We start from the raw sequence: 18,842 nt of genomic DNA on the forward strand, positions 1-18,842 counted from the left end.
GATTGCGAGCGGTGCGTTTCCGCAAGGGCCCGCAGAATCTCGTCCGTTGCTGCCGACAAGAGAGTATGAATTGTCCTGCTTCCTCATGTCGGATACCTCTTGGCTCATTCGTCCTTGGCTCAAGAGGAAGCAGACAATGCAATACACGATCCTTTGCTACAATTACGAAGACGTCGTCGGCGCCTGGACCAAGGAGGAGGACGATGCCGTGATGGCACGTCTGCACAAGGTGCACGAAAAGGTCGCGGCAGCTGGCAAGCTCGGCCCGGTGGTGCGACTGCTTCCAACCACCGCCGCCACCACCTTGCGCAAGACGGGTGGCGAACCCCTGGTGATCGACGGCCCCTTCGCCGAGACCAAGGAACAACTACTGGGCTTCTACGTGGTCGACTGCGACAATCTCGAGGAAGCGCTCGATATCGCCCGCGATCTCGCCAAGGCCAATCCCAGCATCGGTTCCTACGAGATCCGTCCACTTTCGATCTTCCAGCCCGGGGTGCTCGAACAGAAGGCGCATGCAACATGACCGATGCGGCCTGGATCAGCAGCGCGCTCACTTCCGCCCGCCCGCAGGCCATGGGAGCGCTGCTGCGCTATTTCCGTGACCTCGAAACGGCCGAGGAAGCCTATCAGGAAGCCTGCCTGCGCGCGCTGAAGAGCTGGCCGAAAAACGGCCCGCCCCGCGATCCTACCGCCTGGCTGATCTTTGCCGGCCGCAATTCCGGCATCGACGCCAAACGCCGCGAGAAAAAGCAGGAGGCCCTGCCGGACGAGGATCAGATCTCTGACCTCGGCGATGCCGAGGCGGAGCTGACCGAGCGTTTGGATGGCCAGCATTACCGTGACGATATCCTGCGCCTGCTTTTCATATGCTGCCATCCGGACCTGCCCGGCACCCAGCAGATCGCGCTCGCCCTGCGCATCGTTTGCGGCCTCACCGTCAAGCAGATCGCCCGTGCCTTCCTGGTCGGCGAAGCGGCGATGGAACAGCGCATCACCAGGGCCAAGGCGCGCATCGCCAGCGCCGACGTGCCCTTCGAGGCACCGGGCGCCGTGGAGCGCTCGGAACGCCTCGGCGCCGTGGCCGCCATGGTCTATCTGATCTTCAACGAGGGCTACTCGGCCGGCGCAGAGGATGACGGCAGCCGGGCCCAGCTCTGCGACGAGGCCATCCGTCTTGCCCGCCTGCTGCTGCGCCTGTTCCAGACGGAACCCGAGATCATGGGACTGGCGGCGCTGATGCTGCTCCAGCACGCGCGCTCGCCGGCTCGTTTCGACGCCGAGCGCCAGATCGTGCTGCTGGAGGACCAGGATCGGCGCTTATGGAACAGCCAGATGATCGCCGAGGGCCTTGCCCTGATCGACAAGGCCACCCGCCACGGACGCCCCGGCAGCTATCAGTTGCAGGCGGCCCTCGCCGCCGTGCACGCCCGGGCAGCGACACCGGAAGACACCAATTGGCGCCAGATCGATTTGCTCTATGCGCTGCTGGAGGAGATCCAACCCTCACCCGTGATTACGCTCAACCGGGCCGTGGCCGTCTCCAAGACGCAGGGGCCGGAAGCCGCGCTCGCGATGATCGAACCCCTGGAATCCCGCTTGTCCGGCTATTTCTACTTTCATGGCCTCAAAGGCGGGCTGCTGCTGAAGCTCGGCAGAGGCAAGGAGGCCCATCGGGCCTTCGACCAAGCCATTGCCCTCGCCACCACCGCAGCCGAGGCCAATCACATCCGCCAGCATCTGGATAGGCTGTTGAAGGATAACGCAGCGCAGGCGTGAGGCCTGCTTCCCGCTGCCGGAGGAACCACCGTGGTCTATGTGCTTGCCATCCTCATCGTCGTGCTGGTAGTCGTCCTGATCCTCGCCGCTATGCGCCCGCCGAGTTTCGAGGTGAAACGCTCGCTCGAAATCCAGGCGCCGCCCGGGCGGATCTATCTCCTGCTTGCCGATTTTCACCAATGGAGCCGGTGGTCGCCCTACGAAAAGCTCGATCCTGCCATGCAACGCAGTTTCTCCGGCGCCGAATCCGGCAAGGGTGCCGTCTATGCCTGGGAAGGCAATGGCAAGGCCGGTGCGGGCCGCATGGAGATTGTCGAGGCGGCACCTGAGCGCGGTATCGACATGAAGCTCGATTTCATCCGCCCGTTCCGGGCGAATAACCGCGCCTCCTTCACCTTCACGCAGGCCGGCGATGCCACGTGCGTCACCTGGTCGATGCAGGGCGCCGCACCTTTCATCGCCAGGCTGATGGGGCTGTTCATCAATATGGACCATATGATCGGCAGGGACTTCGAACAGGGCCTCGCCAATCTCAAAGCGGCGGCGGAGCAATAGGCCCTTGCGAGTGTGGCGGCCTCCCTGGCCGTCATCAGGGCGCGCCACATCTCTGCGACCTCAGATCAGCCCGCCATTGGCCCTCAAGGTCTGCCCGTTGATCCAGCCACCGTCCGGGCCGACCAGGAAGGCGACCGCCGCGGCAATGTCGTCCGGCGTGCCGAGTCGCTCCAACGGCGCCATGCGGGCATAGTGCTCGACGAGATCCTTCGACTTGCCGTCGAAGAAGAGATCCGTCGCCGTTGGACCAGGCGCGATGGCATTGACGGTGATGGAGCGGCCGCGAAGCTCCTTGGCCAGGACGCTGGTCAGTGCTTCGATGCCAGCCTTGGTGGCGGCATAGACGCCATAGTTCGGCTGGCGCAGGCCGACGACACTGGACGAGAAATTGACGATCCTCCCGCCCTGGCGCAATCGCCTCGCCGCCTCGCGCATGGTGTTGAAGCTGCCCTTGAGATTGACGGCCACCAGACGGTCGAAACCGTCGTCTTCCGTCTCGGCGAGCGGAGACAATGCGATAATTCCGGCATTGTTGACGAGGACGTCGAGGCCGCCGAAAGCCGTCTGCACCGCCTCGAACATATCAGCCACGGCCACGGGGTCGCTGACATCGGCCTGCAGGGCGAGCGCCCGCCCACCTGTGCCCTCGATCTCACGCACCAGCGCCTCGGCCCGCTCGGTATTGCCGGCATAGTTGATGACGACCGAGAAGCCGTCCTGCGCGAGGCGACGGGCGATGGCGGCCCCGATCCCGCGCGAGGCGCCGGTGACGAGGGCAACCTTGCTGCCATTCATAGTCATTTTACTCTCCTTGATGTGAGGTTGATCGCTGGACGGCACTATCCAACTTCTGCCATCTCGGATAATCATGCAAAATCTGATATGACTATTCGGAATTTGCGAACAATGGATCGTTTCGACGCCATCAGGCTCTTCACCCGGATCGTCGAGCGCCGCAGCTTTACGCAGGCGGCACAGGACCTGGGTTTGCCGCGTTCGACCGTGACCGAAGCGATCCGCCAATTGGAAGCACGCCTCGGCGTCCGCCTCCTCCAACGTACCACCCGCGTCGTCAGCCCGACGCTGGACGGCGAAGCCTATTATCGTCGCTGCCTTGCCATCCTGGCCGACATCGAGGATGCCGAGGCCGCCTTCGGCGACGCCAAGCCCCACGGATTGTTGCGGATCGATATTCATGGCACGCTCGCCCGGCATTTCCTGCTGCCTGGCCTCGCCGTCTTCCTGGAACGCTACCCGGGCCTGCGGCTCCATATCGGCGAGGGAGACCGCCTGGTCGATCTCGTGCGCGAAGGCATCGACTGCGTGATCCGCGCCGGCGATCTCCAGGACAGTTCGATGGTGGCCCGCCGGATCGCCATGCTCGCCGAGGCCACCTGCGCAAGTCCCGCCTATCTCGCCCGCCACGGCGTGCCGAGCACGCCGGATGACCTCGACGGCCATCGCATGGTCGGCTTCCTATCCTCGGCGACAGGCAGCGTGATACCGCTCGAATTTCAGGTGGGTGACGCCATACGCCATGTCAACCTGCCCACCGCACTGACGGTCACGGGCTCGGAAGCCCTGTTCGGAGGAGCGCTGGCGGGGTTGGGGCTCATCCAGGTGCCGCGCTACCATCTCCTGCCCTATTTCGCAGACGGCAGGCTGATCGAAGTGCTGCCGGCCCATCCGCCGACACCGACGCCCGTCTCCCTGCTGTACCCACAGAATCGCCAACTCTCGCCGCGGGTTCGTGTCTTCATCGACTGGGTGGCGAGGAGCTTCGCCGATTGGGCCGATGCAGGGGTAATCTCTCGATCACCCGGGCCAGCGTGACATGGTGGCGATTTACCGTCGTTGGTCAGGTCTTACGGAAAGTCAGATTGATGCGATTGCGTCCCAGGCGAGGATGCTGCCCTTCCTTCAGCGGCAAGATGCCGTGATAGGCCAGGCGCGACGGGCCGCCCCATACCATCACGTCGCCATGCTGCAGCGGCAGCTTGCGCGGCTTGTCGCTGCGTGACAGGCCGCCGAACTGAAAAACGGCGGGCAGGCCGAGCGAGACTGATACGATGGGGTTGCCGAAATCGCGCTCGTCCTTGTCCTGATGCAACGACATCTTGGCACCGGGCTCATAGCGGTTGATCAGGCAGGCATCCGGTTCGAACCCGGCAAAGCCCGCCTCCGCCGCCGCCTCACGCGCGAGGGTGGCGAAGGCGGCCGGCATCTCCGGCCAGGGCTGGCCCGTTTCGGGGTCTTCCACACTGTAGCGATAGCCACGCCTGTCGGTTACCCAGCCGAGCTGGCCGCAATTGCTCATCGCCACCGACATGGTGAAGCCGCCGGGCGTGACCATATGGCGGAAGGGAGCGGCCGCCACCACGGTATCAAGGGCGGCGAGCAATGCCTCCTCCCGGCCAAGGGCACGGCCGACGAGCAGCACGGCGCCCTCGGCAATGTCGAGGCGGTTGGGCTCGTCGAAACTGAACAGATCCATCATTGCTTTGTTCTGGCCCACAATCTGGGCGGCTATGTGACCCAACGGCAGGGTTAGCGATCTCTTCCCTGGTCTCCGATGGCGGCGCTTACAAGCGTTCGATCAAGGCCTTGGCCGCCGTGGGAGCCTTGGGCTTGAAACCGTTGATCATGAAGACGAAGACATCCCGGCTGCCCGCCTGCGGCGCCTTCTTGTCCGATGCCTTGTCGAGGTCAGCAGGCTCACCGCCGCCAGCCCACAACTTGGCCCTCTCGGCCCATTTGTCCAGCGCAGCAGTGGGATAACCGAGCTCCTCGTCCTCCTTCGCCGCTTGTAGGCGCGCGTAGACAAAGGGAGCGGTGACATCGTGGATATGCGGGAAATCGGCCTTGTCGGTCAGGACGATGCCGACATCATAGGCCCGCACCAACTCGATGAACTCAGGCACCTTGAAGCTGTCGTGCCGGACCTCGACGACATGGCGCAGGGCATGGCCTTCATGGCTCTTGGGCAGGAGCTTCAGGAAGCCCTCGAAATCGGCCGGATCGAACTTCTTGGTCGGCATGAACTGCCAGTTGATCGGCCCGAGCTTCTTCTTCAATTCGACGATGCCGCTGCCGATGAACATGTCGATCGATTTTCCGGCTTCCGACAGCACCTTCTTGTTGGTGGCAAAGCGGTTCGCCTTCATCGCGAAGACGAAATCATCCGGTGTCTCCGCATGCCATTTGGCGAAGCTTTCCGGCTTCTGGGAGCCGTAATAGGTGCCGTTGATCTCGATCGCCGTCACCTGGCGGCTGGCATATTCGAGCTCCCGCTTCTGGGTCAGGTCGGCGGGGTAGAAGCTGCCGCGCCACGGCTCGAAGGTCCAGCCGCCGATGCCGACGCGGATTTGGCCAGTCATGCGAATTCTCCCGATTTGTTCTCGGTCGCCAACCGACCATACCACGCCGAGTCCGGCAACCCGAAACCTCTGACCCAAGAGCGCCGATGTCTGCGCTCGTGGGAAACTGCGCCCTTATCCCGCCTGCCCCTGGTTGATCTGCCAACCGGAAATCCATAATTCGCGCAGTCTGTCGCCCTCATGGCGGAAATAGTCTCCCGTCGGCGTACAGGACAAGGCGCGATCGGCGCGGAAATTGCGGATCGCCTGGCGCAGCTCACACCAGGCCACCAGAACGAAGGCCTGCGAATAATAGATCAGCGCAAGCGGCCGGATCGTCCGCTGCGTGTGCCGTCCCTGATCGTCGCGATAATCGAGATCGAGCTTCTCCTCGTCGCGGATGGCCCGACGCACCAGGCCGAGGTCGATGCGCTCGGGCGTCGGCGCGATGTCGCCCCAGGCATGCAGCGTACGGGAGGAGAACAACTGGCGCAGAGGCCCGGGCACCGCGCCCGCCAGTTTCGCGCCGGCTCCCCGCGAGGCCTGCGTCAGTTCAGGATCGCCGGCGCGTTCGATCAGGGCCAGGCCGAGCATCAGAGCCTCGGTCTCCTCGATCGAAAACATCAGGGGTGGCAGGTCGAAGCCGGAGCGCAAGACATAGCCGATACCCCGTTCTCCCTCGATCGGCACCCGCATGGCCTGTAGCGCGGCGATGTCGCGATAGATCGAACGGACGGTGACTTCGAGAGCCTCGGCGATCGCGGCAGCCGTAACAGGTTTTCGCGCCAGCCTGAGAATCTGGATGATCTCGAACAAACGTGCCGCCTTGCGCATCGCGCCCCCTTCACAACTGACACATCCCTGTCAGTTGCCTCTCTCTATAGAGGCAGCCAACCCTTTGAAAAAGCGGCAAGGATGTCACCGAACATGCCTCGCCACTGGCTGGCAACTGACATGACTTATACTGAAAATCTCTGGCTCTTCCTCATCCTGCTCACCGGCATCATCATCGTGCCGGGCATGGACATGCTCTTCGTGCTCGCCAATGCGCTGACAGGCGGCCGGCGTGCGGGCCTTGCCGCGACCTCTGGCATCATGGCGGGCGGCGTCTGCCATACCCTGTTCGGCACGGTCGCGGTCGCCGCCCTCAGCCGGCTCGTCCCGGCCCTTGCCACCGGCATGATCCTGGCGGGCTCGGCCTATATGATCTGGATCGGCATCCGGCTGCTGCGCAGCTCCATCACCGTCGGCAAGGTTGAATTCGGCCATACAGCCGCGCTCGCACGCATTTTCGGTCAGGGGCTGGCCACCTGCCTGCTCAATCCGAAGGCTTGGCTGTTCGTACTGGCGGTCTACCCGCAATTCCTCAACCCGAGCTTCGGGTCGCTCTGGCCTCAGGCTGTGGTGATGGGCCTGATGACGGTACTGGTGCAGCTTGCCATCTATGGCGGGCTGGCCCTGATGGCCGCACGCGGACGCGAGGCGCTGACCTCAAGTCCCGCCCTCACCATCTGGGCCGGGCGCGGTGCGGGATTGTTGCTGGTCGGGATCGCCGCCTTTGGCCTTGTTCATCGGCTCGCCGGCCTGTGAACGCTGCCTCAGCTTCGGCGTGTATCCTTGGTCAGTGCAGCGAGCGCGAATTCGACGGTCTGGCGCAGGCTTTGTGTATCGGCGCCGGCCTTGCCGCTGACCTTGAGGCCACGCAGCGTCGCCTGGATAAAGCGCACGGCCCCCTTGATATCGGTGGTCGTGCCGATCTCGCCTTCCGCCTTGGCCTTGCGCAGGCTGCCCTCCAGCGCCGCGTCGAGCGCAGCCTCGTTCTCGGTAAGCATGGCAGCGATTTCTTCGTCGTTCCGTCCGAATTCGACGATCGCGCCGACATTCATGCAGCCGAGCGCCCGAAAGGAAGGGTCGGCTTCCGCCACAGCCAGCAGCATCCTGCGAATGCCGGCGAGAGGCGATGCTTCCGCGTCGAGCTGCGCGAGCTGATTGGCGAGATTGACCGCCTGATAGCGACCCAGCGCCTCCAGATAGAGGCGACGCTTGTCGCCGAACGTGTCATAGAGGCTCTGGCGGCCGATCTTCATCGCCACAAGCAGATTGTCGGTCGACGCCGCTTCAAAGCCCTTGGCCCAGAACACGGCGGTGGCGCGCTTCAGCGCCTCGTCACGATCGAATTCTCTCGGTCTTGCCATGGCCCCAGAAACACTGTTTCGGACAGATTTGTCAATAATATTGTTGCAATGCACAAGAGCATGTGACCGTCCGACACCATAAGCCTCGACAGGACCGCCATCGCCAGGCGTCACGCGAAATTCCCAGCACTTTCCATAGCCGCAAAAGTGCAGAAACGGATTACCGGCACAGGGCGAACTTGTTGAGATAATCGGCGATTGGGCCGCTCTTTTCGGCAGCACATGCAGGCCCAGCCATGGTCGCCGCTCCGCCCCGATCTCCCTTGCTCTTCAGAACGGCGGCAAGGACGGCCCGAACCCTGTTTTCGAAATCGGATCCACCGACTTCCGCAACAAGCGGCCGGTCCGCCAGCGCTGCACGCAAGTCTGCCTCGGCGCCCTGGATGTCATTCTTGCGCAGCAAGGTCTGGGCCCGCAGGAAGTGCAGGCGCGGATCCTGCGGATAAGCGCGCAGGAGGCTTTCGACGGATGCATCCGATGGAGTCGCCGCGGCCGACAGATCAGGTACGAGCTGCATCCGGCGCCGATAATGGTCCTGGATCGGCAGGCACGCCCCCGCGGCGACGGAAAAGAACACAATAGCGACGAGCGCAGCCAGATTGTTCAATCGGGGCCGTGGCAGGCGACTGGGCCACAGGCCCAGCAAAAGGAAACCCATGGTTACACCGCCGATGGCGCCCCCGAAATGGGCGCCGTAATCGACCTTTCCACCGCTGACCGCGGCGTTCAGGAAGGGCAGCAATGCCGGTACCAGACCGTAGAGGGCCTGGCTGATCAGCCGGGCACGGATGGCGCCTGCGGGAATTCTGAAGGATATCACGAGAGCGGTGGCAAGCAGTCCGGTAATGCCTCCCGACGCGCCGACGCTCACCATGTTGACGGGATTGGCCGCCAGCGACATCAGGGAACCGGCGACCGCCGACACGGAGAAAGCCGCTGCCGTCCAGCGCCAGCCGATCAAGGTTTCAAGCGAATTGCCAATCAGAAGCAGCACCAGGCCATTGAAGCCGATATGGGAGAGGTCGGCATGCAGCAGCGGCGCCGTGAACAGGCGCCACCATTCTCCCTCCCCGACCACCAGCGGATAGCTCAGGCCCCCCAGGACCTGCAGAGTTTCGATGGTCGGCACGGCCGGCTTGCCAGTCTTGCCGAAGGCAAAGACCTGCTCAGCAATGAAAACCGCCAGCAGGAGAGCCATCAGCACCCATACGAAGATTGGCCTTCCCAACTTGACCGCCCGCTCCGGAGTCACCAATTCCGCTGCGGACAACCGGGGCGCACGAAGCAGCTTCTGCATCTGCCCGGCAAGGCTGAACCTGCGTCCGAACAAGGGCAAGGGCCAGGCGCGGCGCTTGGAAACGTCGACGGCGATCGCTCTGGTGGCATGGCGTCTGCCACCGCTCTTATGGCCGGACAGACGGGACTTATCGGTTCTGCCGATCGCGCGGGAGCCAATCTCGTAGATCGTGATGGCGAGTTTTGCGGAAGCCGGCAGCGCGCCGACGATATGCTGCGCGAGAGCAGAGAGGCCTTGCGCCGGCATAGTGAAAATCTTGCCCTCGGCGCTGTCGCAATTGACGATCCCCACGATCGAGATGCGGTTGCCGGCCGATCTGGTCAGGACGTAATCGCAATGCTGCAGTAATTCTTCCGATTGCGGCAAGGCTCCCAGCCTGTAGCCCCGTTTGGCGACCAGATAGCGAGCGTAATAGCGGGAGAAGGGTTCACGCTCCGTCGCAGACTCTTCCATCGGTTGGCCATTCCTCTCCCGCCATTTCTCCCCGATGTTTGCATGAGCGCCTGTCTATTTGGCAATGTGGATTCGGGCGACAACGGGGGCTCTTGCCAGGTTTGGTGCAGCCGGTAATCAATCCAAGCTGCACTGTCGGCCAGAGGCCCGCTGGTAAAGCCCAACGACCTCGTCTCCGCTAGCCACGTGCTCGCCGTCATGCCGGAAACGCGCAGCAGTATCGCGCGATCGCCCTCGCAATTGTCCGCGCTTTGTTGTATTGGGCTGCTTCATCAGTGAAATCCTGCAGAAGTGGACGCTGGCGCGCGGACTTAATACCCGTGGGCGCGCCGCCCCCGACCCGGCATTTCACATGACCGGTTTTCCTCATCGACAGGCTTTCCCCGTGACCCTTCCTTCTCTGAACCCGGCCCTTCGCCAGGCTCTGACCGATCGCAATTATGAAGAACTGACCCCCGTGCAATCGGCCGTGCTGGCCGACGAGGCCGCCGACCGCGACCTGCTCGTCTCCGCCCAGACCGGTTCGGGCAAGACGGTGGCTTACGGACTGGCCATTGCGCGCGACCTGCTCGGCGACGACGAGCGCTTCGAACAGGCCGATGCCCCTCTCGCCCTCATCATCGCGCCGACCCGCGAACTCGCCATTCAGGTCGAACGCGAATTGCTCTGGCTCTACCAGAAGGCCGGCGGACGCGTGGTTTCCTGCGTCGGCGGCATGGATCCGCGCCGCGAGCGCCGCTTGCTCGCCGATGGTGCCCATATCGTCGTCGGCACGCCCGGCCGCCTGCGCGACCACATCGAGCGCAAGGGCATCGATCTCTCGGCCATGCGCGCCGTAGTGCTCGATGAAGCCGACGAGATGCTCGACCTCGGCTTCCGCGAGGATCTCGAATTCATCCTCAAATCCACCTCCGATGACCGGCGTACCCTGCTGTTCTCGGCCACCATGCCCAAGGGCATCGTCGCCATCGCGCGCACCTATCAGAAGGATGCGCTGCGCATCGAGGTGAAGGCTGCCGTATCAGGCCACGCCGACATCGAATACCGCGCTATCCGCGTCTCCCCCAAGGAGACCGAGCACGCCGTCGTCAACCTGCTCCGCCTCGTCGCCTCCCCCACTACGATCGTCTTCTGCAATACCCGCGAATCCGTGCGCCATCTGCATGCCACCCTGCGCGAACGCGGCTTTTCGGCCGTGCTGCTTTCGGGCGAACTTGGCCAGCACGAGCGCAACCAGGCGCTGCAAGCCCTGCGCGACGGCCATGCCCAGATCTGCGTCGCCACCGACGTGGCCGCGCGCGGCATCGACCTGCCCAATCTCGGCCTGGTCATCCATGCCGACCTGCCCACCGATGCCGAGAAGATGCAGCACCGCTCAGGCCGCACCGGCCGGGCCGGCCGCAAGGGCATCAGCGCTCTGCTGGTGCCGACGTCGCGCCGCCGCAAGGCCGAAATCATGCTCAACCAGGCTGGCGTGAAGGCCCAGTGGATGGGCCCGCCGACTGCCGAGGAAATCCGCGTGCTCGACCAGCAGCGCATGCTGGAGGACCCCTTGCTGACCGAAGCCCCCGGCGAGGAAGATCTGGCCATCGCCAAATTGCTGCTCGAGAATCGCAGCGCCGAGGATATCGCCGCCGCCCTCGCCCGCGTCTACCGTTCGCGCCTGCCCGAGCCGGAGGAAGTCAGCGATCCCGGCGACGGCTTCGGGCGTCGAGACAATTTCGAGCGCCGAGATGGTCGCAAGCCCTCCCGCTTCGACCGGGACGACAGGCCTGCCCGGGACGACAGGCCCAGGTTCGACAGGGACGATAGGCCAGCCCGCTTCGAGAAGGGCGAACGCGCCCCGCGCTTCGACAAGTCCGATCGGGCACCGCGTTTCGAACGTCCCGAGCGTGCTGCGCGCTTCGAGCGTGACGAGGTGCCGTCCGCCGGCGACGATATGGTGCTCTACCGCCTGAGCATCGGCCGCCGCAACAATGCCGACCCGAAATGGCTGCTGCCGATGCTGTGCCGCCGCGGCGGCGTCAAGCGCCGCGATATCGGCAACATCAAGATTCTCGACAACGAGACCGTGGTCGAGATCTCCAAGGAAGCCGCCGAGCATTTTGCCGTCAACGTGCGCAAGCCCGACGAAGAGAACATCCGCATCCAGCCCTATCGCGATCGGGGTGGCGAGGAATCGGCTCCCGAGCCCAAGCCGCACCGCAAGGGCCCGCCCAAAGGTAGCGCGAAGAATACCACCAAGCCCTGGCAAGACGAAAAGCCCCGGCAAGACGAAAAGCCCTGGCAGGGTGACAAGACCGACAAAAGGCGTGGCCGCTAAAGCGTTTTGCAATTAGACGGAATCGCAAAGACGCGTCGAAACAAAGAGTTAGAGCGAATAAGCGTTCCCACTTGAACGCTTATTCGCTCTAGCAATGAAGCTACAGCATCGGACCTGATCCAGGAATCAGGTCCGATGCTGTAAGATCTTATTATCGCATCGTTTTCTACCAAAAATCGGCGCCCTTTTTTGGCACGCTACTACTCTAGCTTCTCCTAAGGGGATGAAGGAAGGCGCGGGCCTTTCCCCTTGCATTTCCTTCGCCAAGCGCCTATCTGCGCCATCCCAATTCGTCACCCGCCACAAGGCACCGGACCCATGCGGACGTCATCGTCGATATCGCTGATGATCCCGAGGAACATCGATTCCTCGGCCGCACGCGCTTTGCCCTAGGCCGGACCGAAATCACCTGAGATCGAGCCAGCCCGGACGCAAAAGCGGTTCCGGGCACTTTTTTGGCTCTCGTGGTGCCCAGAGCCGTGCAACCTCCCCAAGCGAGGGCCGGCAAGCACCACAGGTGTAGCATGACCAAGGAAAAGTTCACCCGGTTGAAGCCCCATTGCAATGTGGGCACCATCGGCCACGTCGACCATGGCAAGACGACGCTGACCGCGGCGCTCACCAAGGTCTCGGCAGACCGAGGCTGGGGAGCTTTCGTCTCGTATCAGGACGTGGCCCGCGCTTCCGCTGCCCAAGGCACGCGCGATGCCTCGAAGATCCTCACCATCGCCTCCGGGCATGTGGAGTTCTCGACTGAGAACCGCCACTACGCCCATGTCGACTGCCCCGGCCATGCCGATTATGTGAAGAACATGATCACCGGCGCGGCGCAGATGGACGGCGCGATCCTGGTGGTCTCGGCCCTGGACGGCCCGATGCCGCAGACGCGCGAGCACATCCTGCTCGCGCGGCAGATCGGCGTGCCCCGCATCGTGGTGTTCCTCAACAAGTGCGATGCGGTGGAGGATCACGAACTGATCGACCTGGTCGAGCTCGAGATCCGCGAGCTCCTGACGCGGCAGAACTACGAGGGCGACAAGGTGCCCTTCATCCGGGGTTCCGCCCTGCAGGCCCTGAACGGACTCAAGGGTGAGCTGGCGGATGAGGCGATCCTCCGGCTCTTCGAGGCGCTGGACAGCACGATCGAACTGCCCGAGCGCGCCGAGAACCGGCCCTTCCTGATGCCCATCGAGAGCGTGCGCACCATCTCCGGCCGGGGCACGGTGATCACCGGCCTGATCGCGCGCGGTGCGGTCAAGCTCGGCGACGAGGTCGAACTCGTCGGCTTCGGTGCCCGTCGCAAGACGGTGGTCACCTCCATCGAGACCTTCCAGAAGATCCTGGACCAGGGTCTCGCCGGGGAGAATATCGGCTGCCTGTTGCGCGGCGTCGAGCTCAAGGAGGTCCGGCGCGGCCAGGTTCTGGCCAAGCCGGGAACAGTGGAGCCGCATGCCCGCTTCGAGGCCGAGGTTCATGTTCTCACCAAGGAGGAAGGCGGGCGTCATACGCCCTTCTTCGGCCATTACCGGCCGCAGTTCTTCTTCCGCACGGCCAACGTCACCGGCGGTATCGAACTGCCGCCGAACGTCGAGATGGTGATGCCCGGCGACACCGTCGTGCTCACCATTGCCCTCAACGAAGCCATCGCGCTCGAAGCCAATACGCGCTTCGCCATCCGCGAGGGCAACCGCACGGTGGGGGCCGGCGTGATCAACCGTCTGCTCGACTGAGAGCGTCACGGCGGAGGGCGGGCAACTGCCCTCCGCATTCAAGGCTTATTCTGCTCGCTATTTCCCCGCCCCGATCGCCGACTCCAGCAGCGTGCGCACCGATGTGCGCAAATGTTCTTCGAGCCGCTTCTGCGCCTCTTCGATCACGCCGGATCTCAACGCGAGCAGGATGCTCAGATGCTCGGCCAATGCCGTACGGTAGCGCTCGATCTCGTCGTCCTTGCGCCACTGATAGTGATAGTGAAAGACGAAGGAGACCACGTCGTAGAAGCTGGTGACGAAGCGATTGTCGAGCTGGTCCACCAGGAAGCGGTGGAAGCGACGATCGAGCTGCGGAAACTGGCGGATAACCTCCTCGCCGCCCCGGCTCATCGCCTCATGGGCTTCGACCAGTCGGCCGATCTCGCGCCAGACCGGATCGTCATCGCCACGCCCGCCAAACAAGCCGATCGCCTCGATCTCGAAAGTGCGCCGCGTTGCCGCGAGCTCCCGGGCGAAGGAGGCATCGAAAGCGCAGAGCCGCCAGCCTCCGCGTGGCGCCTTCTCCACCAGGCCGTAACGCGAAAAGCCGATCAGGAATTCGCGTACGCTCACCGTGCTCGCGCCGAAGGTCCGTGCGAGTTCGGCCTCCGAGAAATTGCGTCCGGGCATCAGGTCGCCCGCGACGGCCATTTCGAGGAAACGCCGTTCCACCAGGTCCGAGCGACTCTCGGTTTCAGCCAGGCCGAAATAATCCGAGGCCGCCGGCAGCCGGTGCAGCAGGGTGAGCCGGCCGTCGCGCCGGACCAGCCCCGCCTGTTCCAGGCCTTCGAGGGCTGAGCGCATCGCCGTACGGCTCACGCCGACCTCGCGCGCCAGCACGGCCTCCGGCGGCAGCTGCGCGCCGGGCTGCAGCTTCGCCATGATGTCGAGGGCCAGATTGGTGGCCTTCATCGAGACATTGCGCGGGCGCGGCATCGCCGTTCCTCAGGATTGCAATCGCATTTCGTCATCGCTGGGCGTTCGGGCGTCCCTGCGAGGTCCGCTTAGACGCGATTCATGGCTGCACAATCAAGCGAGAGCTGAGACAGCCGGCCCAATGCCTACACGACGCTTTGTGCCCTTGCCGCCCCCAGCAACGCATGTTAGTGTCCTCTATAAATAAAAGACACCGATGTAACAAGAGTGTCCGAAACAAAGCACTTTTGGAAACGCACAATGCTCGCCACCCGGCTCGAACCGAGTGATGCTGCGCTGGAGGCGCGAGGCATCTCGAAACGGTTCGCAGGCGTCCCCGTCCTGTACGATGTCGACTTCTCGGTCGCGGCCGGAGAGGTGCATGCGCTCGTCGGTGAGAACGGCGCCGGCAAGTCCACCCTGATGAAGATCGTCAGCGGTATCCTGACGGAGTTCGACGGCAGCCTGTTCAGCCAGGGCCGTGGCCTGCGCTTTGCCTCGGTACGAGACGCCCAGGCTGCCGGCATCGCCATCATCCATCAGGAGCTCAATCTCATTCCCGAAATGAGCGTGGCCGAGAACATCTTTCTCGGCCGCGAACCTCGCATTGCCGGCCTGTTCGTTGACCGGCGCGCTCTTGCCCGCGCCGCCGCCGACCTGCTGACGGGCTTCGGCGTCGCCCTCGATCCCGAAGTACGCGTGGGGTCGCTGCGGGTCGGCGAGCAGCAACTGGTCGAGATCGCCAAGGCCCTCTCGCTGGAGGCGCGGGTCCTGATCATGGACGAGCCGACTTCGGCTCTGTCGCCAAGCGAGTGCGAGCGCCTGTTCGGGATCATCCGCAAGCTCGCCGCCTCGGGCGTGGGCATCGTCTATATCAGCCACCGTATGGACGAAGTCTCCCTGCTCGCCGACCACGTCACGGTGATGCGCGACGGGCGGCGCGTGCTGACGGCCCCCATGACGGAGCTGACGCCCGAACGCATCATCGCCAGCATGGTCGGGCGCGACCTCAGCCTTGCCACGCCGCCCCATACGCCCGATCGCGCCACCGAAGCCCTCGCGGTGCACGGTCTCGGCCTGAGCCTGCCCCAGGCGCGCGGCGGTTGGAAACGCGTGTTGCGCGGCGTTTCCTTCAGCCTGCATCGCGGCGAGATCCTCGGCATTGCCGGCCTGCTCGGTTCCGGCCGCACCGAAATTCTGGAAACCATCTTCGGCGCGAGCAGTGGACGGCGCGAGGGCCGCATCGTGGTCGACGGCGAAGAGGTCCGGATCGACAATCCGCGCCAGGCCATCCGGCACGGCCTAGCTCTGGTGACGGAGGACCGCAAGGCAACCGGGCTCCTCTTGCAATCGACCATTCGCGACAATGTCTCCCTGCCCTCCCAGCCGCTGCAGCGACGCCTTGGCCTACGCGATGACGGCCTGGAAACCCGGCTTGCCCGCGCGGCGATCGATAGCCTTTCCGTGCGCTGCCGTTCGGACGAACAGATCGTCGGCCAGCTCTCCGGCGGCAATCAGCAGAAGGTGGTGATCGGCAAATGGCTTGCCATCGGCCCGCGCATCCTGCTGCTCGACGAGCCGACGCGCGGCATCGACATCGGCGCCAAGAAGGAGATCTACGACCTGATCTTCCGCCTCGCCGGGCAGGGCATGGCCATCCTCGTCGTCAGCTCCGAACTGCCCGAATTGCTGCTGCTCTCCGATCGCGTCCTCGTCATGCAGGAAGGGCGCCAGGCCGGCATCCTCGAGCGCCGGGAGGCCAGCGAGGAGGCGATCATGACCCTTGCTTCGCCGAGGCGGTCCGCCGCCCTACCCGAGCTCTCTGCCGTATCCGCCGGAATTTCACCTTTCCTACCTGCCCCCAATGAGCCGTCAACGAGCCGTCAATGACCTTTCTGAGACTTCTGTCGCGGACCAAGCTGTATTGGGGCCTCGCCGCCCTCTTCCTGATCGGCGTCGCCTTTTCGCCGGTCACTTCCAAGGGGCGTAACATCTTCCTGACCTCCGGCAATCTCTCGGACGTGCTGCGCCAGGTTTCGATCACCGGCCTGGTCGCCGTCGGCATGACCATGGTGATCCTGATCGGCGGTATCGACCTCTCCGTCGGCTCGATCCTGGCCTTGGGCACCGTGCTGGCCGCGCTGCTGCTGACGCAGCCGGGCCTCACCGTGGCAGCCGGCATCGCCCTGCCCGTAACCTTCCTGGTCGCGATGGTCGGCGTCGCCCTGATCGTCTCCTTCGTCTCCGCTCAGCTCGGCGCGGGCAGATCCGCCACAACGGCGGCGCCAATCCATCGAAGCCGCCGTAGATCCACCCTCTCGGCAATCTGGTTGCCCCTCGGCGCAGGCATCGTCGTCGCAGGGCTTTTGACACTCTGGCTCGCCTCCCAGGCCGGCAGCCAGTTAGGCATGCCCGGCGTACTGATTGCCGTCTCTTGCATCGGGCTCGCGGTCGGCGCGCTCAATGGCGCCATCATCGTCGGCGGCCGCCTGCAGCCCTTCATCGTCACCTTGGCCATGATGGTGACGATGCTTGGCCTTGCACGCCTGGTCGCCGGCCAGGACAGCGCCGTGGTCGCCGTCTATTCCGGCACCAACGCCACCACCGACATCGATCTCCTGCGCGCCGTGCTCTGGGGCGTGCTGCCGGTGCCAGGTCTGTTCTTCCTCGCCGCGCTCACCCTGTTCATGGTGGTGCTGAAATTCACCGCCTTCGGCCGCTATGTCTATGCCATCGGCGGCAATGAGGAGGCGACGCGCCTCTCCGGCATCGCCGTCACACCGGTGAAGATCGCAACCTATGCTTTCTCAGGCATGCTCGCCTGCATCGCCGGCGTGCTCTATGTGGCGCAATACCGCCAGGGCAAGCCTGATGCCGGTGTCGGCCTCGAACTCGACGCCATCGCCGCCGTGGTGATCGGCGGCACCAGCCTGATGGGCGGGCGCGGGAGCCTGGCCGGCACGCTGGTCGGCGTACTCATCTTCGGACTGCTCACCAATATCCTGCAGCTTCACAACATCTCCACCAACGTCCAATTGGTGATGAAGGGGCTGATCATCATCCTCACCGTACTGCTGCAGGAACGCAATCTTGGCCAGATCTTCGCGTCGCTCCGCACGAGCCCGCGAGCCGAGGCACAGGATGAGAAGACCTATAACAAGCTGGAGGAAACCCCATGATCAATCGCCGAAGCTTCATCCACGCCGCGCTCGCCAGCGGCGGCGCCATGCTGATCCCTGCCGGCTGGACGCCGCGCGCCCTCGCCGACGACAAGAAATATACGATCGGCTTTTCGCAGGCGACGACGCTCGAACCCTGGCGCGTCCAATTCAACAAGGATCTGAAGGCCGAGGCCGAGAAGCATGCGAACGTCAAGCTCCTGATGGCCGATGCCGAGGACAAGACCGAGAAGCAGGTGTCAGACACCGAGAGCTTCATCACCCAGGAGGTCGACGCCATCCTGATCAGCCCGAAGGAATCGGCCGGCCTGACCGCCGTGGTCGAAAAGGCCATGGACGCCAAGATCCCGGTCTTCGTGCTCGACCGCAACGTCAATTCCGAGAAATACACCCAATGGATCGGCGGCGACAATGTGGTGATCGGCCGGGCGGTCGGCGACTTCGTGGTCAAGACCCTGGGCGGGGCCGGCAAGGCCAAGGGCAATGTGGTCGAAATCTGGGGCGGCCTCGGCACGCAGGCGAGCCATGACCGCTCCAACGGCTATCATGAGAAGGCGGACAAGGAGAGCGGCATCAAGCACCTGCTCAACCAGCAATCGGCCGATTGGAAGCAGGCCAAGGCCTATGAAGTGATGTCGACGGCCCTGCGCAATTTCGAGGACATCAACCTGGTCTATGGCCACAACGATCCCATGGCCTATGGCGCCTATCTCGCCGCCAAGGATGCCGGCCGGGAAAAGAACATCCTGTTCGTCGGTGTCGACGGCCTGCCCAATGAGGGCGTCAAATATGTGCATGATGGCGTACTCGCCGCCACCTTCCTCTATCCGACGCCCGGCGCCGAGGGCCTGCGTCAGGCTTTGAAGATGCTGGGCGGCGGGACGGTCGAGAAGAAGCTGGTGCTGGATACGCAGACCATCACCAAGGACAATGCCGACGCCATTTTGAAGACGAACGGATTGCTGTGAGGGTACGGGCGGAGAAGGCCTCACCTTCTCCGCTCCGATAACGCCAAGGCTGGGACCGCGGACGTCCCAGC

The 18,842-nt window shown here is 63.9% G+C and carries 17 protein-coding genes; 10 read left to right on the plus strand and 7 right to left on the minus strand.

The genetic code is table 11. From position 1 onward, the window contains the following. Positions 1-136: 136 nt before the first annotated feature. The 3 genes from ACZYTC_RS13260 to ACZYTC_RS13270 all read left to right on the plus strand — a co-directional run bounded on the left by ACZYTC_RS13260 (position 137) and on the right by ACZYTC_RS13270 (position 2,334). Entirely contained in the window at positions 137-526 is a 390-nt protein-coding gene (locus tag ACZYTC_RS13260; RefSeq protein ID WP_434955624.1) for a YciI family protein, read from the plus strand. After that, positions 523-1,779, plus strand: coding sequence for an RNA polymerase sigma factor (locus ACZYTC_RS13265; RefSeq protein WP_488989779.1), 1,257 nt, complete (start codon positions 523-525; stop codon positions 1,777-1,779). The genes ACZYTC_RS13260 and ACZYTC_RS13265 overlap by 4 nt, the downstream gene beginning before the upstream one ends. A gap of 90 nt (positions 1,780-1,869) precedes the next feature. Continuing rightward, complete coding sequence (locus tag ACZYTC_RS13270) at positions 1,870-2,334, plus strand: SRPBCC family protein (RefSeq protein ID WP_488990009.1); 465 nt, start codon at positions 1,870-1,872, stop codon at positions 2,332-2,334. Between the two features lie 60 nt (positions 2,335-2,394). Here ACZYTC_RS13270 and ACZYTC_RS13275 read toward each other — a convergent pair whose 3' ends face one another. Next, the gene (locus ACZYTC_RS13275) at positions 2,395-3,135 is read right to left on the minus strand and encodes an SDR family oxidoreductase (RefSeq protein ID WP_434955622.1); all 741 of its coding nucleotides are present in this window, start codon (positions 3,133-3,135) and stop codon (positions 2,395-2,397) included. A gap of 105 nt (positions 3,136-3,240) precedes the next feature. Between ACZYTC_RS13275 and ACZYTC_RS13280 the strand changes: the two genes are divergently transcribed. Then, a complete protein-coding gene (locus tag ACZYTC_RS13280; RefSeq protein WP_488989780.1) occupies positions 3,241-4,167 on the plus strand; it encodes a LysR family transcriptional regulator in 927 nt (308 codons plus the stop codon). Between the two features lie 25 nt (positions 4,168-4,192). Here the strand turns inward: ACZYTC_RS13280 and alkB are convergent, their stop codons facing one another. The 3 genes from alkB to ACZYTC_RS13295 all read right to left on the minus strand — a co-directional run bounded on the left by alkB (position 4,193) and on the right by ACZYTC_RS13295 (position 6,524). After that, on the minus strand, positions 4,193-4,831 hold the full coding sequence (gene alkB / locus ACZYTC_RS13285; RefSeq protein ID WP_441773760.1) for a DNA oxidative demethylase AlkB: 639 nt from the start codon (positions 4,829-4,831) through the stop codon (positions 4,193-4,195). A gap of 85 nt (positions 4,832-4,916) precedes the next feature. Beyond that, the gene (locus tag ACZYTC_RS13290) at positions 4,917-5,717 is read right to left on the minus strand and encodes a DUF72 domain-containing protein (protein ID WP_441773803.1); all 801 of its coding nucleotides are present in this window, start codon (positions 5,715-5,717) and stop codon (positions 4,917-4,919) included. Positions 5,718-5,825: 108 nt separating this feature from the next. After that, a complete protein-coding gene (locus ACZYTC_RS13295) occupies positions 5,826-6,524 on the minus strand; it encodes a helix-turn-helix transcriptional regulator (protein ID WP_434955618.1) in 699 nt (232 codons plus the stop codon). 120 nt (positions 6,525-6,644) lie between these two features. Between ACZYTC_RS13295 and ACZYTC_RS13300 the strand changes: the two genes are divergently transcribed. Continuing rightward, on the plus strand, positions 6,645-7,280 hold the full coding sequence (locus tag ACZYTC_RS13300) for a LysE family translocator (protein WP_441773758.1): 636 nt from the start codon (positions 6,645-6,647) through the stop codon (positions 7,278-7,280). Between the two features lie 8 nt (positions 7,281-7,288). Here ACZYTC_RS13300 and ACZYTC_RS13305 read toward each other — a convergent pair whose 3' ends face one another. Next, on the minus strand, positions 7,289-7,885 hold the full coding sequence (locus ACZYTC_RS13305; protein ID WP_441773757.1) for a TetR/AcrR family transcriptional regulator: 597 nt from the start codon (positions 7,883-7,885) through the stop codon (positions 7,289-7,291). A gap of 160 nt (positions 7,886-8,045) precedes the next feature. Beyond that, positions 8,046-9,635 carry a rhomboid family intramembrane serine protease gene (locus ACZYTC_RS13310; protein WP_441773756.1) on the minus strand — a complete coding sequence of 530 codons (1,590 nt, stop codon included), beginning with the start codon at positions 9,633-9,635 and terminating at the stop codon, positions 8,046-8,048. Between the two features lie 385 nt (positions 9,636-10,020). Here ACZYTC_RS13310 and ACZYTC_RS13315 point away from each other — a divergent pair, with 385 nt between their 5' ends. Both ACZYTC_RS13315 and tuf read left to right on the plus strand, forming a co-directional pair. Continuing rightward, positions 10,021-11,958 (plus strand): DEAD/DEAH box helicase, encoded by a 1,938-nt coding sequence (locus ACZYTC_RS13315; RefSeq protein ID WP_488989781.1) that lies wholly within the window; start codon positions 10,021-10,023, stop codon positions 11,956-11,958. 524 nt (positions 11,959-12,482) lie between these two features. Then, a complete protein-coding gene (tuf, locus tag ACZYTC_RS13320) occupies positions 12,483-13,688 on the plus strand; it encodes an elongation factor Tu (RefSeq protein WP_488989782.1) in 1,206 nt (401 codons plus the stop codon). Positions 13,689-13,745: 57 nt separating this feature from the next. On the opposite strand, the gene ACZYTC_RS13325 is transcribed toward tuf, so the two are convergent. Continuing rightward, positions 13,746-14,645 carry a GntR family transcriptional regulator gene (locus ACZYTC_RS13325; protein ID WP_434955612.1) on the minus strand — a complete coding sequence of 300 codons (900 nt, stop codon included), beginning with the start codon at positions 14,643-14,645 and terminating at the stop codon, positions 13,746-13,748. A gap of 240 nt (positions 14,646-14,885) precedes the next feature. Here ACZYTC_RS13325 and ACZYTC_RS13330 point away from each other — a divergent pair, with 240 nt between their 5' ends. From ACZYTC_RS13330 to ACZYTC_RS13340, 3 genes are read left to right on the plus strand one after another with little or no spacing between them, the layout of a single operon-like run. Further along, a complete protein-coding gene (locus ACZYTC_RS13330) occupies positions 14,886-16,514 on the plus strand; it encodes a sugar ABC transporter ATP-binding protein (RefSeq protein WP_488989783.1) in 1,629 nt (542 codons plus the stop codon). Further along, positions 16,511-17,803: an ABC transporter permease gene (locus tag ACZYTC_RS13335; protein ID WP_488989784.1), complete on the plus strand. Its 1,293-nt coding sequence runs from the start codon at positions 16,511-16,513 to the stop codon at positions 17,801-17,803. The genes ACZYTC_RS13330 and ACZYTC_RS13335 overlap by 4 nt, the downstream gene beginning before the upstream one ends. Beyond that, positions 17,803-18,771 (plus strand): substrate-binding domain-containing protein, encoded by a 969-nt coding sequence (locus tag ACZYTC_RS13340; RefSeq protein WP_434959607.1) that lies wholly within the window; start codon positions 17,803-17,805, stop codon positions 18,769-18,771. The genes ACZYTC_RS13335 and ACZYTC_RS13340 overlap by 1 nt, the downstream gene beginning before the upstream one ends. The last annotated feature ends 71 nt before the right edge of the window (positions 18,772-18,842 follow it).

This window comes from Labrys sp. F242 (assembly GCF_057813875.1).

Coding starts and splice junctions, on each gene's coding strand:
- ACZYTC_RS13260 (WP_434955624.1), top strand. CDS start 137: ATGCAATACACGATCCTTTGCTACAATTACGAAGACGTCGTCGGCGCC.
- ACZYTC_RS13265 (WP_488989779.1), top strand. CDS start 523: ATGACCGATGCGGCCTGGATCAGCAGCGCGCTCACTTCCGCCCGCCCG.
- ACZYTC_RS13270 (WP_488990009.1), top strand. CDS start 1,870: ATGCGCCCGCCGAGTTTCGAGGTGAAACGCTCGCTCGAAATCCAGGCG.
- ACZYTC_RS13275 (WP_434955622.1), bottom strand. CDS start 3,135: ATGACTATGAATGGCAGCAAGGTTGCCCTCGTCACCGGCGCCTCGCGC.
- ACZYTC_RS13280 (WP_488989780.1), top strand. CDS start 3,241: ATGGATCGTTTCGACGCCATCAGGCTCTTCACCCGGATCGTCGAGCGC.
- alkB (WP_441773760.1), bottom strand. CDS start 4,831: ATGATGGATCTGTTCAGTTTCGACGAGCCCAACCGCCTCGACATTGCC.
- ACZYTC_RS13295 (WP_434955618.1), bottom strand. CDS start 6,524: ATGCGCAAGGCGGCACGTTTGTTCGAGATCATCCAGATTCTCAGGCTG.
- ACZYTC_RS13300 (WP_441773758.1), top strand. CDS start 6,645: ATGACTTATACTGAAAATCTCTGGCTCTTCCTCATCCTGCTCACCGGC.
- ACZYTC_RS13305 (WP_441773757.1), bottom strand. CDS start 7,885: ATGGCAAGACCGAGAGAATTCGATCGTGACGAGGCGCTGAAGCGCGCC.
- ACZYTC_RS13310 (WP_441773756.1), bottom strand. CDS start 9,635: ATGGAAGAGTCTGCGACGGAGCGTGAACCCTTCTCCCGCTATTACGCT.
- tuf (WP_488989782.1), top strand. CDS start 12,483: ATGACCAAGGAAAAGTTCACCCGGTTGAAGCCCCATTGCAATGTGGGC.
- ACZYTC_RS13325 (WP_434955612.1), bottom strand. CDS start 14,645: ATGCCGCGCCCGCGCAATGTCTCGATGAAGGCCACCAATCTGGCCCTC.
- ACZYTC_RS13330 (WP_488989783.1), top strand. CDS start 14,886: ATGCTCGCCACCCGGCTCGAACCGAGTGATGCTGCGCTGGAGGCGCGA.
- ACZYTC_RS13335 (WP_488989784.1), top strand. CDS start 16,511: ATGACCTTTCTGAGACTTCTGTCGCGGACCAAGCTGTATTGGGGCCTC.